The sequence below is a fragment of the Streptomyces sp. NPDC006326 genome (assembly GCF_040612915.1).
Classification (GTDB): domain Bacteria; phylum Actinomycetota; class Actinomycetes; order Streptomycetales; family Streptomycetaceae; genus Streptomyces.
Genome location: NZ_JBEXRC010000024.1, coordinates 1 through 15,648 on the forward strand (window position 1 = coordinate 1; position 15,648 = coordinate 15,648).

A 15,648-nucleotide genomic window follows, 5' to 3' on the forward strand; every position below is an offset into this window, starting at 1 on the left:
AGGCCGTCCCGGCCCGCCACACGCCGTTGACCCCGTGAACTTCCCCGACAGGAAGCGTTCCTGGACAACCGTCCGTCGCGCCACCGGCACATCCGCTTGAGTTCTCCCGCGGCGGTCACCGGACCGGAGGCGACCGCCTGGAACGGGAGAACGGGGGTGCCACTCGTGCGGATCGGACTGCTCACCGAAGGTGGTTATCCGTATGCGACGGGAGAGGCCAGGATCTGGTGCGACCGGCTCGTGCGCGGCCTGCCGCAGCACGAGTTCGAGCTCTACGCGCTGAGCCGCAGCGCCGAGCAGGAGGAACGCGGCCGGGTCGTGCTCCCCGACCACGTCACCCGGGTCTGGACCGCCCCCCTGTGGGCCCCGGCCGACGACGGCCGGAGCTACTCCCGGCGCGAACGCCGGCGCTTCGCCGACTGCTTCAAGGAGCTCGTCCGGGGCATCTGCGCCGACGAGCCCGCGGCCTTCGCCGCCGGACTGTACGGGCTGGCCGAACTCGCCCGCGAGCAGGGCGGCCTGTACGCGGCGCTGCGGTCCGAGACCGCGGTGCGCGCGGTGGAGGCCGCCTGCCGCGCCCCGGGCGCGCGCCGCTCCGTACGACCCGCCCAGGTGGCGGACCTGCTGGAGTTCGTCGACGCCCTGGAGCGGCTGCTGCGGCCGCTGTCCCTCGACTGGTACGAGGACCTCCGCGAGGTCGACGTGTGCCACGCGGCCGCGGGCGGGGTGGCGGCGCTGCCCGGACTGCTGGCCAAACGCTTCTTCGGGGTCCCGCTGCTGGTCACGGAGTACGGGGTCCAGCTCCGGGCCCACTATCTGGAGCACTCCGAAGGCACCCGGCCGGCCGTGCGGGCCCTGCTCGCGGCCTTCCACGTGCGGCTCGCCGCCGAGATCTACGCCCGCGCCGACCTGCTCACCCCCGGCAACGCGCACGCCCGGCGCTGGCAGGAGCGGTGCGGGGCGCCGCGGGAGCGGGTGCGGACGGTGTACCCGGGGATGGAGGCGGACCGATTCGCCACCGTCGGGGAGGCGCCGGAGCGCGGAGACCCGGACACCCTGGTGTGGGTCGGCCGGATGGAGCCCGCCAAGGACCTGATCGCCCTGCTCCACGCGTTCGCCGAGGTCCGCAAGGCCGCGCCGGGGACCCGGCTGCGTCTCTTCGCCACGGCCGCGGCGGCGGACTACCTCGCGGACTGCCGCTCGCTGGCGGCGCAGCTCTTCCCCGACGAGGCCGCCGACGCGGTCACGGTCGGGGAGAGCCCGGTCAGCTTCGAGGAGATCGGCGGACCCGAGGCCCCCACGCCGGCCGACGCGTACGGCGCGGGACGCGTGGTCGTCCTGTCCTCGGTGATCGAGGGCTTCCCCATGACGCTGGCCGAGGCCATGTTCTGCGGGCGGGCCACCGTGTCCACCGACGTCGGCGCGGTGTGCGAGGTCATCGGCGGCACCGGCCTCGTCGTCCCCCCGCGCAATCCGCGCGCCCTGGCCGACGCCTGCCTCGCGCTGCTGGGCGACCCCGAACGGGCCGGGCGGCTCGGCGCCGCCGCCCGGGCGCGGGCCCTGGAGCTGTTCACCGTCGAGCAGAACGTGGCCGCCTTCCGGGAGATCTACCTGCAGCTGCTGGCCGGCGGGCCGGGGCGCCCCGACGCCGGGATCCCCTTCGCACAACCCCCGGAGGCCCGGGTCCCGGGCCACTGGACGAGCCCGACCTGGGCGGCTGCGCCGGACGCGGGCGGGGGGCCGCAGGAGGATACGGCTGCGGCCCCGGGCGCGGCGGTGCCTTCCGGCCCGGCGGTGCCTCCGGGCCCGGTTCCGACTGCGGCTGCGGTTGCGGCCGGGGACCCGGCCTCGGACACGTGTCCGGCCCCGGACGGCTGTCCGGGCTCCCCGGCTCCCGGTGTGGCAGCCCCCTCGGAGGCGGCGGTATGACCCTCGACGAGGCGGCTCCCGCCGTCCCCGCCCCCGGAGCACCCCGCCGCCGCGCCGTCGGGGACCCCGTCAAGACCCTGCTGCACCGCCACCGTGCGCTGTGCGAGCGGGCCGTCGACCCGCTGGAGATCGCCGCCGGGCTGGAGGCCCAGGGCATCACCGACCGGACCGCCGCCCGCTTCCGCCACCGCGACGTCTTCTCCCTCGCCGAGGAGCTGTACGCCCGGACCCCGCGCGAGGACGAGCCCGCCGCCCCGCCCGCCGGCCGGGCGGCCGACGCCCGTGCGTTACGCGGCTTCGGGTACGCCCTGCTGCCCGGGGCCCTCGCGCTCGGGGCCGCCGCCGCCGGGATGCCGTTCGCGGGTCCCCTCGCCGTGCTCGCCACCGTCGCCGCCCTGGTGCGGCCCGGTCGGCCCGCCGGGCCCGCAGGTGGCCGGTTCCCCTACGCCGCGCACCTGCTCGCCGCGGCAGTCGCCGGCTGGGCGGTGTACCGCCACGGCACCGCCCTCGGGGTCGCCCTCGCGCTGGCCGTGGCCCCCGGCCACCTGATCGGCGCCCTGTTCGCCGCCCGCTCCCGGCGCAGGCTCGCCGGCAGCCGCGCCCTGGAGGACTTCGCCGAGGGGACCCGGCCGCTGCTGCTCGGCGCGGTGGCCGTCTTCGCCGCAGCCGCAGCCGGGGCGGCCGCCCTCGCCGGGACACCGCTCGCACTCGCCGTGCCGCCGGCCGTCCTGCTGTTCCTCACCCGCCTGCTGCTCGGCCACGGCGCCGCGCGCGGGCCCGTGGCCGCAGCCCTCGCCCTCGCCCTGGTCCCGGTCCCGCTCGCGGTGTCCGCCGCCGCGGCCGGGCTCCTCGTACACGCCGTCGTCGCGCTGTCCCGCGCGTCCGCCCACGCAAGGCCCTGAACCGCCGAACCCGACCCCGACCCCCACCCCACCCGCCCACCTACGAAGGAGACACAGGATGACCGGCCAGCCAACCGACCGAGGGGCCGCGCGATGAGGGTGCTGCTGATCGGAGCCAACGGATACCTCGGCCGCTACGTCGCCGACCGCCTGCTCGCCGACCCCGCCGTCCAGCTCACCGCGCTCGGCCGCGGCGACGACGCCGACGTCCGCTTCGACCTGGCCACCGGCAGCCCCGGCGCGCTCACCCGGTTCCTCGACGCCGTGCACCCGGGCGTCGTCATCAACTGCGCCGGCGCCACCCGGGGCGGCGCCCGGGAACTGACCCGACACAACACCGTCGCCGTCGCCACGATCTGCGAATCGCTGCGGCGCAGCGGCTGCGGGGCCCGCCTCGTCCAGCTGGGCTGCGCCGCCGAGTACGGGCCCAGCCAGCCCGGATCCTCCACGGCCGAGGACGCCGTGCCCAGACCCGGCGGACCGTACGGCGTGAGCAAGCTCGCCGCGACCGAGCTGGTGCTCGGCTCCGGGCTCGACGCGGTCGTCCTGCGGATCTTCTCGCCCGTCGGCCCGGGCACCCCCGCCGGATCCCCGCTCGGCCGGCTCGCCGAGGCCATGCGGCGCGCCATGCAGAACGGGGACGGTGAGCTCAAGCTCAGCGGCCTCGGGGTCCAGCGCGATTTCGTGGACGTACGGGACGTGGCGCGGGCCGTGCACGCCGCCTCGCTCTCCGCCGCCCAGGGCGTCGTCAACATCGGCACCGGCCGCGCGGTCCGGCTCCGCGACGCAGCGGCCGTGCTGGCCAGGGTCGCCGGGTACGGCGGGGCCCTGCACGAGCTGGACGTACCGCACGGCGGAGCGCAGCAGCACGGGCACGGGCCCGGCCACGGGCACTCGGGCCGGGCGGCCGGCCTGGCCTCCATCGGGGCCCCGCGTTCCGAGGCCACGCCCGAGCAGATCGCCGCGGCCGCGACGGTGCCCGCGGCGTACCCGTACCCCGACGGCTGCGGCGCCTGGCAGCAGGCCGACGTGCGCACCGCCCGGGACCGGCTCGGCTGGCGGCCCCGGATCAACCTGGAGGAGTCCCTCGCGGACATCTGGATGGAGGCGGCGTGCCGCATCTGACGACGCAGGCCGCGGCCGCCGCCGCGACCGGGGCGGGCCGTCTCGGCCTGGGCGTGCCGGGCTACGCGCACCCGCTGTTGGCCCCGGTCGAATGGGCCGAGCTGACCCGCCCCGGGACCCCGTTGCACTGGACCGTGCTCAACGTCACCGACGGGCCGGGCGCCCGGCCCGACCCGCACTGCACGGAGGCCGCGGCGAAGCTCCGGGACGCCGGCGGCCCCGTACTCGGCCACCTGGCGATGCGGGGCGGGTCCCGTTCCTTCGGGGAGCTCGTCTCCGACGCCCACCGCTACCTGGACTGGTACCGGGTGGACGGGTTCTACCTCGCCGACGCCCCCGCGGACCGGGCCGACCTGCCCGCCGTACGCCGGGTCGCCGACACGCTGCGCGGGCTCGGCGACGGGGGAGAGGCGCTGCGGATCGTGCTGGGACACGGCACGCACCCGTACGAGGGCTACGCGGAGGCCGCCGACCAGCTGGTCACCTTCTCCGGCGCATGGACGGACTACCGCTGGTCGCAGGTGGCGGAGTGGACCGCCGAGTACCCGGCGGAGCGGTTCTGCCACCTGGTCCACGGGGTGCCGCGCACGCACCTGGAGGAGGCCGTGCGGATCGCCCGCTGGCAGGGCGCGGGCACGATCTGGTTCACCGACCGGCGCGGGACGGGGGAGCGGGACCCGTGGGCCTCCATGCCCGCGTACTGGGACGAAATCGTCTCACGCATCGGACCGGGTGTCTCGGAATGAAGAAGGGCGTGGCAGTGTTACGGAAAGAACCACCGTTCAGACATACCCATCTACGGAGTCCCCGTGTCGCTGCCACCCCTGGTCGAGCCAGCTGCTGAGCTCACCGTTGACGAGGTTCGTCGGTACTCCCGCCACCTGATCATCCCGGACGTCGGGATGGACGGCCAGAAGCGCCTGAAGAACGCCAAGGTGCTGGCCGTGGGCGCGGGCGGCCTCGGCTCTCCCGCCCTCATGTACCTCGCCGCGGCCGGCGTCGGCACGCTGGGCATCGTGGAGTTCGACGAGGTCGACGAGTCGAACCTGCAGCGCCAGATCATCCACAGCCAGGCGGACATCGGCCGGTCGAAGGCAGAGTCCGCGCGCGACAGCGTGCTGGGCATCAACCCGTACGTCAACGTGGTCCTTCACGAGGAGCGGCTCGAAGCCGACAACGTGATGGAGATCTTCAGCCAGTACGACCTCATCGTCGACGGCACGGACAACTTCGCCACGCGCTACCTGGTCAACGACGCCTGCGTGCTGCTGAACAAGCCGTACGTATGGGGCTCGATCTACCGCTTCGACGGCCAGGCCTCGGTCTTCTGGTCCGAGCACGGACCGTGCTACCGCTGCCTGTACCCGGAGCCCCCGCCGCCGGGCATGGTCCCGAGCTGCGCCGAGGGCGGCGTCCTCGGCGTGCTGTGCGCGTCCATCGGGTCCATCCAGGTCACCGAGGCCATCAAGGTCCTCACGGGTGTCGGTGAGCCGCTGGTCGGCCGCCTGATGATCTACGACGCCCTGGAGATGCAGTACCGCCAGGTCAAGGTCCGCAAGGACCCCGACTGCGCGGTCTGCGGTCCGAACGCGACCGTCACCGAGCTCATCGACTACGAGGCCTTCTGCGGCGTCGTGTCGGAGGAGGCCCAGGAGGCCGCGGCCGGTTCGACGATCACTCCCAAGCAGCTCAAGGAGTGGATCGACGAGGGCGAGAACATCGAGATCATCGACGTCCGCGAGAAGAACGAGTACGAGATCGTCTCGATCCCCGGCGCGAAGCTGATCCCCAAGGGCGAGTTCCTGATGGGCACCGCGCTCCAGGACCTCCCGCAGGACAAGCGGATCGTCTTGCATTGCAAGACGGGTGTCCGCAGTGCGGAAGTCCTCGCGGTCCTGAAGTCCGCGGGCTTCGCGGACGCGGTCCACGTCGGCGGCGGCGTGATCGGGTGGGTCCACCAGATCGAGCCGGAGAAGCCGGTCTACTAGTCCCGGACACCGAGGGGCCGTACCGCGCACGCGGTACGGCCCCTCACTCCTGTTCGTGTCCGGGCGGGGACGCGGCAGCCGAGGCGGACGAGTCGGACGGGGTGCACACGGTGTTCGCTCCGGGCACCTTCCCGTCCAACAGGTAGGAGTTCACGGCCTGCTGGACGCACTTGTCGCCGCTGTTGTACGCCCCGTGCCCCTCGCCCTTGTACGTGAGCTCCACGCCCACACCGGACCCGAGCCGCTCGACCATCTTGCGGGCGCCCTCGTACGGGGTCGCCGGGTCACCGGTGTTGCCGATCACCAGGATCGGGGCGGCGCCCGGGGCGGAGACGTCCGGAGTCTCCCAGGCGCCGGGGACCGGCCAGCCGGTGCAGCTCATCAGCGCCCAGCCGAGGAAGTCCCCGAAGACGGGGGAGGCGGCGCGGAAGTCCGGCAGCTTCGACCGGGTCTGCTCCAGGGTGAACCGGTCCTTGGAGTCGGCGCAGTTGATGGCGGCGTTGGCGGCGCCGATGTTGCTGTAGTGCCCTTGCTGGTCCCGCCCGTTGAGGGCGTCGGACAGCGCCATCAGCAACTGCCCCTGGCCGCCCTCCGCCTCGTCCACGCCCTGCTCCAGCAGCGGCCACAGCTCCTGCGAGTACAGCGCCTGGGCGATGCCGTTGGTGGCGGCGGAATCGGTGAGCATCCGGCCGCCGAGGCCGGGGATGGGCTTCGCGGCCAGGTCCTTCTGGAGCTTGAGGATGTTCGCCTCGATCTCCTCGGCGGTGCTGCCCTGGATCCGGCAGGCCTCGCCCCGGTCCACGCAGTCCTGCGCGAAGTTGCCGAGGGCCAGCTGGAAGCCCTTGGCCTGGCCGAGTGAGCCCTCTTCCGCGGTCTTGGTGGGGTCGACGACGGCGTCGAAGACGGCCCGGCCGATGTTCTTCGGGAACAGGTGCGCGTAGACCCCGCCGAGCTCGGTGCCGTAGGAGATCCCGAAGTAGTACAGCTTCTCGTCGCCGAGGGCCTGGCGGATCCGGTCCAGGTCGCGGGCGGCGTTCTCGGTCCCGACGTACGGCAGCACCTTCCCGGACTTCGTCTTGCAGGCCTGCTGGTACTTCTTGATGTTGTCGACGAAGTCGGCCTCTTCCTCAGGGGTGTCGGGCGTCGAGTCCTGGGCGTAGTAGGCGTCGAGCTGCTTGTCGTCCTCGCACTCGACGGGCGCACTGCGGCCCACCCCGCGGGGATCGAAGCTGACCAGGTCGTAGCGGGCGCGCAGGGCCTCGTACTCCTTGGCGGCGCCGGGCAGCGTACTGATCCCGGACCCGCCGGGCCCGCCGAAGTTGAACACCAGCGAACCGATCCGCTTGCCCTTGTCCCGGGCGGGGGCCCTGATCAGCGCGATGGGGATCGTCTCCCCCTCGGGCTTCGCGTAGTCGAGGGGCACGTACAGGGTGGCGCACTGCCAGTCCTTGGGCGGCGCCTGCCCGCCGCCCTGGGCAACGGTGGGAGCCCCGCACTCCCCCCACTTGAGCGGCGCGGCCCCCTTGGTCCCGCCGGCCTCGGGGGTCTTCTCCTCCCCGCTGCCGGAACACCCACTGGCCCCGGCCAGCAGGGTGGCGAGCACGGCGAGGGCGGAGATCCGCAGCAGGTTTCGCGACATACCCCCATCCTGCGTTCCCCCACCCACCCCCGCCCCCGCGCTGACCCATCCGGGTCGGGCCGGCCGGTGAGGCGCAGCCTCCATGCAGCCGCATACGCAGGCCACGCTGCCGCCTTGAGTGCCTGTGCACGAGGAGACCAAAGCCGTCGAGGGCGCCTGCGGACCGACGTATTTCAGGGGCCTGCAAGGCGGTCGATTGCAGCCAGTGCCTCCACCACTGCGGCCGTCAGCTCCGCATCCGTCGCATCACCCGGTTCCCGGAGGCCAGGGTCGATCGGATGGTCGTCCACGGTGTAGAGGACCTGGTCCAGGATGCGGGAGAGCGGTTCACCGAGACGCTCCCCCCGCCGGGACGACTTCCTGCGTGCGCTCAGCCACGCAGCAGCGAACGGTGCAGGGCGGATGGCGCTGGCCGACAGGGCGCGCATCAGGGCGATCTGCTCCCCCACGGCCGAGTCCGCGGGAATCGCGTCGGGCCTGACGAATGCCCTGTGGCTCGTCGGCGAATCGTCCCAGATCCGCATTCCGGCGGGAACGTCCACGGATATGCGCTGCGTGTACCGGCGGAAATTGACGACGGCCTGACCGACTCCTTCCGGGACACCGTGACGGAGGAATTCCCCGTCCCCGGCGATCAGCGCGTAGCCGGCACCGGTGGCGAGTACGACTCCTGAAAGGTCCGGGAGGGCGACGAGGAAGTCATGATCCGGCCGGCCCTGGTCCGGCCAGTCCACAGGCCTGGGCCCCGCCGGCAGGGGGACGACGCGGGCGGCGAACGCACCCTCCCGGACGGGGGCGAGCAGCAGGTGTCCGCATCCTGCCCTTCGGGCCGCCGTGAAGATCCGCCGCGCTGTCGTGGGGTGGAACCGCTTCGGTGAGGCCAGGGGCACCGCGGATTTCGCTCCGCGGCGAAGCCACTCGTCCCGGAAGCCCTCCGCCGTCAAGACCTCGGCCACCCAAGTGCCGCGCGCCCGGCCCCAGTCCTCGTCGAAACCCACGCCCACATCCCCCATGGCTCCCTGCCGGGTGGCTCCTAGATGGCTTCCTTGCGGGTGAGGAAGTTGAACGAGATCCAGCCCGGGAGGACCGGCAGCCAGAAGGTCATCAGGCGGAACAGCAGGACCGCCGAGATGGCGACCTCCTTGTCCAGGCCCGCCGCGATCAGGCCGAGGGTCAGCGTCGTCTCCACCGCGCCGATGCCGCCCGGGGTGGGGGCCGCCGAGCCCAGGGCGTTGCCCGCCAGGAAGACCACCGCGATGCTCGCGTAGCTCAGGGCCTCGCCGCCGCCGAAGGCCCGGATCGAGGCGTCGAGGCACATCACGAAGCAGCCGGTCAGCAGCAGCATGCCGCCGATGCCCGTCATCAGCTTCTGCGGGCGCTGGAGGACGTCCAGCATGCGCGGCACCACGCCCGCGAACAGCGCCCGGACGCGGGTGACGACGAATTTGCGGAGGAAGGGGACCGCGGTCACCACCAGGACCAGGACCGCGACCGTGAGCAGGCCCGCGATGACCGTCCTGGACGGGGTCATCTCGGGGGTCTTCTCGGTGCCCGTGAGGTAGCCGAAGGCCAGCAGCAGCAGGACGTGGCTCGCCAGGCCGAACAGCTGCGAGGCGCCCACGCTCGCCACCGCCAGCCCCGGCCGGACCCCGGCGCGCTGGAGGAAGCGCGTGTTCAGCGCGACGCCGCCGACCGCCGCCGGGGCGACGAGCTTCACGAAGGACCCGGCCACCTGGGCGACCACGGTGCGCAGGAAGGACACCCGTTCCGGTACGAAGCCCAGCAGGCTCATCGCCGCCGCGAAGTAGGTGAGCGCCGAGAAGGCCAGTGCGGCCCCCACCCAGCCCCACTCCGCTTCGCCGATGATCGTCCCGAAGTCCACGTGGGCCAGCTGCGTGAGCAGGAAGTACGCGCCGAAGGCGCCGGCGATGAACGACACCAGGGTCCGCGGCCGGATCCGCTCCAGCCGGGCCGGCTCCACCGGAGCCTGCGGGCGGATCAGCAGCACCTGCCGGCGGATCTGGCTCAGCAGGTCCTCCTCCCGGGCCCCGTCCAGCGCGTCGTCCAGCGCCTTCTTCTCGGCCTTCCGGTCGGCCGCGGAGGTCGTTCCCGCCCGGGTCTGCGCCCCGGAGGCCTCCTCGCGGGCCGCCTTCGCCGCCCGCGAGGACTCCAGTACGGCCTCGCGCTGCCGGTCGGCCCGCTCCCGGGCCAGCCTGCGCAGCGTCGACCGGGTGGAACGGCTCAGCGCGATCGGCTGGAGCAGCGGCAGGCAGTCCGCCACCGTGTCGGGGCCGAGCACCGACACCGCCGAGGCCACCGCCCGCTCCGCGCCGACCCGCAGGCCCAGCGTGGTCAGCAGCTGCGCGATGTCCATCCGGAGCACCAGGTCGCCGGCCGCGATCTCGCCGCCGCGCAGGTCGGTGAGGATGACCTTGCCGGAACGATCCACCAGCAGGGCGTCACCCTCCAGCCGGCGGTGTGCGATCCGGCGCGACTGCAGGGCCCGTACCTGCTCCCACGCGTTGCGGGTCAGCTCGTCGGTGATCTCCTCGTCGGCGAGGGCGTGCAGCGGCCGGGCGTCGAGGTGTTCGTACACGAGCATGACGGCGTCCGGACCGAGCTCGGAGGTGGCGATCAGCTTCGGCGCGTTGGCCCCGGCCGCGATGGCGGCGTACGCGAGCAGCGCCTCCTGCTCCAGCGCCTGGCGCAGCGACTGGAGGCTGCGCCGGGTGGTGATGCCGCGCAGGGTGAGGCGGCGCCATACCCGGTAGAAGAAGCCGTGGGCCTGCTGCTCGCGGTCGACGACGGTCACGTCGAGCGGCGGTCCGTCCTCCAGAGTGACGTGGTAGCGGCGGCCGCGGTCGCTCACGTCGGGGATGTCGGCGCCCTCGGGGACCTCGGCGCGCATCGCGCTGACCGGCTGGAACCCGACCCGCCGCAGACCGGCCAGCAGGTGCTGTCCGGTGGGCCGCACGTTCGGCGAGCCGACGGCGTACAGCGTCCCGTAGGCGACGCTCCAGCCGATCAGCACCGTCAGGATGATCGAGAACGGGGTCGTGTAGCCGCTCACCAGCATCGCGAACGCGTCGAGCAGCAGCACCACCCACAGCGCGACCCGCCAGCGCGGCCGCCGCGTCATGCCGACGGCCGTCATGTACGCGATCACGGGCGCGAGGTAGCCGTGCACCGGGTCGGTGAGGGTGCCGCCCGCCCCGGTGGCGCGGGTCAGGGCGTCCTGGATGGTCGCGGGGGCGGCCTGCGAGACCCACAGGTCGGTGGCGAGGGTGACGCCGTGGGCGAGGACGGCGGCGAGGACGCCGTCGGCGATGCGCAGTCCGTCGCGCTTGATCAGCCGTTCGATGGCGAAGGCGACGGGGACGAGCAGTACGGCGATGCTGGAGACCAGCCCGGCGACCTTGATCAGCAGATCGGGCGCCGCACCGGTGCCCTGGGAGATGTCGGCTTCGAGGCCTGCGGTGGTGCCGTGGGCGAAGGCGGCGATGGCGAGGACGACGGCGATGCCGAGGATGCCGACGAGGAGGCGGACGAGGTCGGAGGGCCGGTGCACCCGGGCGGCGAGCAGCGGTTCGTCGCCCTCGACCTGGTCGGCGGGATCGGAGCCCAGGCCGTGCTCCTCCCCGGACCCGGCCCCGGCGGACCGGTCCCCGGAACCGGACCCGCCTGCGGCCCCGGCGCCGGACGCGGCCCCGGCGCCGGATGCGGCGGGCTTCTCCGGCCCGGTCCCGGGCTGCGACGCGGCCCTGCTCCGCCCGCCGGGACCGGAGCCCGGGCGCGGTTCGGGGCGCGGTTCGGGGCGCGGCTGCGGGCGCGTGCCGTCGTCCTCTGCCGCGCCGTCCGGAGGGCTCACACCCTGCTCCTTCGTCGTCACTTCCGTCTCTTCTTGATCACGTATCACCAGTCACCGCCCGGAAGATGGTGGCACGGACCGGCGGGCAAGGGAGGCATCAGGGTGCGCGCCGGTGCGGAGGGAAACCCTCCGCGAGCCTGTCGGTGACGTGCGGCACCATGGGCGGAATGAGCGAAGAGCTGCCCGCGTACGCGGAGCGGGTGCTGGAAGCGACCGAGCGGATTCCGCCCGGCCGGGTGATGACGTACGGGGACGTCGCCGAGTGGCTCGGCGAGGGCGGCCCGCGCCAGGTCGGCCGCGTCATGGCCCTGTACGGGGGAGCCGTGCCCTGGTGGCGGGTGGTGCGGGCGGACGGCCGCCCCCTCCCGGGCAGCGAGCACCGCGCCCTTGAGCACTACCGGGCCGAGGCCACGCCGCTGCGCCTGACCGCCGACGGCGAGGCCCGGCTCGACATGCCCCGGGCGCGCTGGGACGGCCGGGACGTACGCGAGGAGCGGGACGGGGCTCACATCTGACAGCTTCGTCCATCCGGAGCGCGAACGGGTGGCCGAGGCCCCGTACGAAGGCCCGTACGGGGGACCGCACGCCTCCCCGCACGCCCGGTACGCCGGCCCGGACGCCTGCCCGCACGCCTCCCCGCTCCGCACAGCGGGGAGCCCCCCGCCCGGATCCGGCGCCGCACCTCGGGGAACTGCGCGGGGCCCGCCGGTTGCCGTAGCGTTGCCTCTTCGGCAGACGCGGCAGCGGCCGCGGCAACGGCAGACCCACCAGGACCGGCACCCCACGTGATCACCTCTTCCTCCGACCGCTCCGAGCGGCGGCGTACGCGGACCCCTGACGCGTACCGCCTCGTGCGCACCGGGCCGGAACGGGTGGATCCCCCTGTGCTGGACGCAGCGCAGCAGGCGGTGGTTGACCACGCCCGCGGGCCGCTCCTGGTCCTGGCCGGGCCGGGCACCGGGAAGACGACCACGCTGGTGGAGGCGGCCGCGGCCCGCGTCGAGGCCGGTACGGACCCGGCCCGGATCCTGATCCTCACCTTCAGCCGCAAGGCGGCCGTGGAGTTGCGCGACCGGGCCGCGCTGCGCCTCGGCGGGGCGCGGGCCCCGCAGGCCACCACCTTCCACTCCTTCTGCTACGGGCTGGTGCGCGCCCACCAGGACACCGACCTGTTCGCGGATCCGCTGCGGCTGCTGTCCGGTCCCGAGCAGGACGTGATGGTCCGCACCCTCCTGGAGGGCCAGCGCCAGATCCGGTCCATCCGCTGGCCGGACGACCTCCGGGCCGCGCTGACCACCCGCGGCTTCGCGGACGAGGTCCGCGCGGTGCTCGCCCGCGCCCGCGAGCTGGGCCTCGGCCCGGAGGCGCTCGACGCGTTCGCGTCCCGGCTGGGGCGTCCGGACTGGAAGGCGGCGGCCGCGTTCCTCGCCGAGTACCTGGACGTCCTGGACATGCAGGGCACGCTGGACTACGCGGAGCTCCTGCACCGTGCGGTCCTGCTGGCCGAGCGCACGCCGTCGCTGTCCGGTGCGTACGACGTGATCTACGTCGACGAGTACCAGGACACCGACGCCTCGCAGCTGCGGCTGCTGCGGGCGCTCAACGGGCCGGCCGGCACGCTGGTCGCCTTCGGCGATCCGGACCAGTCGATCTACGCCTTCCGCGGCGCCGACCTGAACAACATCCTCGACTTCGAGGGCGTCTTCCCCGGCGCGGCCGTCCGCGCCCTGACGGTCGGCCGCCGCTCGGCCGCGAACCTGCTGGCCGCGACCCGCCTGCTGACCGCGCGGATGCCGGTTCCGCGGCTGCCCGCGGCCGCCGTACGGGCGCACCGGGAGCTGCGGGCCACCCGGGAGGGCGGCCGGGTCGAGGTGTACACGTACCCGACGGCCGGCGCCGAGCTCGACAACATCGCGGACATCCTGCGCAGGGCGCACCTGGAGGAGGGCGTGCCCTGGCAGGACATGGCCGTCCTGGTCCGCTCGGGCGGGCGCACCCTGCCGGCGATGCGGCGTGCGCTGGTCTCGGCGGGGGTTCCGGCCGAGACGGACGGCACGGACGTCCCGCTGCGCCACGAGCCTGCGGTGTCCCCCCTGCTGACGGCCCTGCGGACGCTGGCCCTGTCCACCCTACCGGCCGGTCCGGGCACCGCCGCCGTCCCCGGCCAGCGGCAGGGCGCCGACGAGGCCGCCCCCGCCGGGCCGCAGGACGCCGAACGGCAGGACGCCGAACCGCAGGACGCCGAACCGCAGGACACCGGGGCCGCCGGAGGTGCCGCCGATGAAGGCTGGGTCGGGGTGGAGGCCGCCATCACCCTGCTCGGTTCGCCCCTCGGCGGGATGGACTCCGCCGACCTGCGCCGGCTCGGGCGGGCGCTGCGCGACGAGGAGCGGGCCGCCGGGACCAAGGTGCCCGCACCGTCCGACGTGCTGCTGGCCCGCGCCCTCGCCGAGCCGGAACGGCTCGTCGCGCACGACCCCTCGTACGCCCGCGGAGCGCAGCGCCTCGGCCTGCTCCTGCGCAAGGCCCGCGAGCTGCTCCAGGGCGGCGGCACCGCCGAAGAGGTGCTGTGGACCCTCTGGGACGGCACCCCCTGGCCGCAGCGGCTGGAGCGCAGCGCCCGCCGCGGCGGGCCCGCCGGCCGCAACGCCGACCGCGATCTCGACGCCGTCTGCGCCCTCTTCGACACCGCCGCCCGCGCCGAGGAGCGCACCGGCGGCCGTGGCGCGCTGAACTTCCTCGAACAGCTCGAAGCCGAGGACATCGCCGCCGACACCCTCACCCGCAAGGCCACCCGCACCGAAGCGGTCCGGCTGATGACCGCCCACCGCTCCAAGGGCCTGGAGTGGGGGCTCGTCGTCGTGGCCGGTGTGCAGGAAGGCCTCTGGCCCGACCTGCGCCGCCGCGGTTCCCTCCTCGAAGCCGACCGGATCGGCCGCGACGGCCTCGCCGAGCCCCTCACCCCCGGCGCGCTCCTCGCCGAGGAGCGCCGCCTCTTCTACGTCGCCGCCACCCGCGCCCGCGAACGCCTCGTCGTCACCGCCGTCAAGGCCCCCGCCGAGGACGGCGACCAGCCCTCGCGCTTCCTCACCGAACTGGGCGTCACCCCCAAGGACGTCGCCGGCCGGCCGCGCCGCCCCCTCGCCGTCCCGGCGCTCGTCGCCGAGCTGCGCGCCACCACCGTCGACCCCGAGGCCTCGCCCGCCCTGCGCGACGCGGCTGCCCGGAGGCTGGCCCGTCTCGCCGCGCTCACCGACGAGGAGGACCGCCCGCTCGTCCCCGCCGCGCATCCGCAGCGCTGGTGGGGGCTGTACGAGCCCACCCGCAGCAGCGTTCCGCTGCGCGACCGGGACCGGCCCGTCGCCCTGTCCGGCAGCGCCCTGGACCAGCTCGCCAACACCTGCTCCCTCCAGTGGTTCCTGGGCCGCGAGGTCAAGGCCGACGCGCCCTCCACCGCCGCGCAGGGCTTCGGCAACGTCGTCCACGTCCTCGCCGACGAGGTCGCCTCCGGCCGCACCCCCGCCGACCTGGCCGTCCTGATGGAACGCCTCGACTCGGTCTGGGACGCCCTCGCCTTCGACGCCCCCTGGAAGTCCCGCCAGGAGAAGGACACCGCCCGCGCGGCCCTGGAGCGCTTCCTGCGCTGGCACACCACCGACCGCGGGGGCCGGGCGGCCGTGGCCACGGAGCACGCGTTCGACGTTACGCTCGAAGCGGGCGAGTACGCCGTTCGCATCCGGGGCTCCATGGACCGGGTCGAATCGGACCCGCAGGGGCGTGCGTACGTCGTGGACTTCAAGACCGGCAAGGCCGCGCCCACCAAGGCCGAGGTCGCCCGGCACCCGCAGCTCGCCGTCTACCAGCTCGCGGTGCGCGAAGGCGCCGTCGACGAGGTCTTCGACGGCATGCGGCCGCAGCCGGGGGGCGCCGAGCTCGTCCACCTGCGCCAGGGGGCCGCCGTCCGCGAGGGCGGCGACGCCGTCCCCAAGGTGCAGGCGCAGGAGCCGCTGGACGGCGAGTGGGTCGGTGACCTGCTCGCCACCGCCGCGGGCCGGGTGCTCGACGAGCGCTTCGCCCCCGCCGTCGGCAAGCACTGCGACCACTGCTCCTTCCGCAGCTCCTGCAGCGCCCGGCCGGAGGGCCGCCAGACGGTCGAGTGAGCGGGACTGTCGGCGGGTCGGGCTAGCCTCTTCTGGT

The 15,648-nt window shown here is 74.4% G+C and carries 10 protein-coding genes; 7 read left to right on the top strand and 3 right to left on the bottom strand.

What is annotated here, in order from left to right:
* Positions 1-165 precede the first annotated feature (165 nt).
* From ABZ128_RS19625 to moeZ, 5 genes are all read left to right on the top strand, one after another.
* Positions 166-1,929 carry a DUF3492 domain-containing protein gene (locus ABZ128_RS19625; protein ID WP_356849820.1) on the top strand — a complete coding sequence of 588 codons (1,764 nt, stop codon included), beginning with the start codon at positions 166-168 and terminating at the stop codon, positions 1,927-1,929.
* Complete coding sequence (locus ABZ128_RS19630) at positions 1,926-2,831, top strand: hypothetical protein (protein ID WP_356849821.1); 906 nt, start codon at positions 1,926-1,928, stop codon at positions 2,829-2,831. The genes ABZ128_RS19625 and ABZ128_RS19630 overlap by 4 nt, the downstream gene beginning before the upstream one ends.
* A 93-nt stretch (positions 2,832-2,924) precedes the next feature.
* The gene (locus ABZ128_RS19635) at positions 2,925-3,956 is read left to right on the top strand and encodes an NAD-dependent epimerase/dehydratase (protein ID WP_356849822.1); all 1,032 of its coding nucleotides are present in this window, start codon (positions 2,925-2,927) and stop codon (positions 3,954-3,956) included.
* Positions 3,944-4,702, top strand: a complete 759-nt coding sequence (locus ABZ128_RS19640; RefSeq protein ID WP_356849823.1) for a spherulation-specific family 4 protein — start codon at positions 3,944-3,946, stop codon at positions 4,700-4,702. Before ABZ128_RS19635 ends, ABZ128_RS19640 begins: the two co-directional genes overlap by 13 nt.
* Positions 4,703-4,765: 63 nt before the next feature.
* Positions 4,766-5,944: an adenylyltransferase/sulfurtransferase MoeZ gene (gene moeZ / locus ABZ128_RS19645; RefSeq protein WP_356849824.1), complete on the top strand. Its 1,179-nt coding sequence runs from the start codon at positions 4,766-4,768 to the stop codon at positions 5,942-5,944.
* 43 nt (positions 5,945-5,987) lie between these two features.
* On the opposite strand, the gene ABZ128_RS19650 is transcribed toward moeZ, so the two are convergent.
* The 3 genes from ABZ128_RS19650 to ABZ128_RS19660 all read right to left on the bottom strand — a co-directional run bounded on the left by ABZ128_RS19650 (position 5,988) and on the right by ABZ128_RS19660 (position 11,499).
* Positions 5,988-7,583 (bottom strand): alpha/beta hydrolase, encoded by a 1,596-nt coding sequence (locus ABZ128_RS19650; RefSeq protein ID WP_356849826.1) that lies wholly within the window; start codon positions 7,581-7,583, stop codon positions 5,988-5,990.
* 173 nt (positions 7,584-7,756) lie between these two features.
* Positions 7,757-8,317, bottom strand: coding sequence for a hypothetical protein (locus ABZ128_RS19655; RefSeq protein WP_356849827.1), 561 nt, complete (start codon positions 8,315-8,317; stop codon positions 7,757-7,759).
* Between the two features lie 299 nt (positions 8,318-8,616).
* A complete protein-coding gene (locus ABZ128_RS19660; RefSeq protein ID WP_356849829.1) occupies positions 8,617-11,499 on the bottom strand; it encodes a lysylphosphatidylglycerol synthase transmembrane domain-containing protein in 2,883 nt (960 codons plus the stop codon).
* 110 nt (positions 11,500-11,609) lie between these two features.
* Between ABZ128_RS19660 and ABZ128_RS19665 the strand changes: the two genes are divergently transcribed.
* Together ABZ128_RS19665 and ABZ128_RS19670 are read left to right on the top strand one after the other, a co-directional pair.
* Positions 11,610-11,966, top strand: a complete 357-nt coding sequence (locus tag ABZ128_RS19665; protein WP_356849831.1) for an MGMT family protein — start codon at positions 11,610-11,612, stop codon at positions 11,964-11,966.
* 270 nt (positions 11,967-12,236) lie between these two features.
* Entirely contained in the window at positions 12,237-15,611 is a 3,375-nt protein-coding gene (locus ABZ128_RS19670) for an ATP-dependent DNA helicase (RefSeq protein WP_356849832.1), read from the top strand.
* The last annotated feature ends 37 nt before the right edge of the window (positions 15,612-15,648 follow it).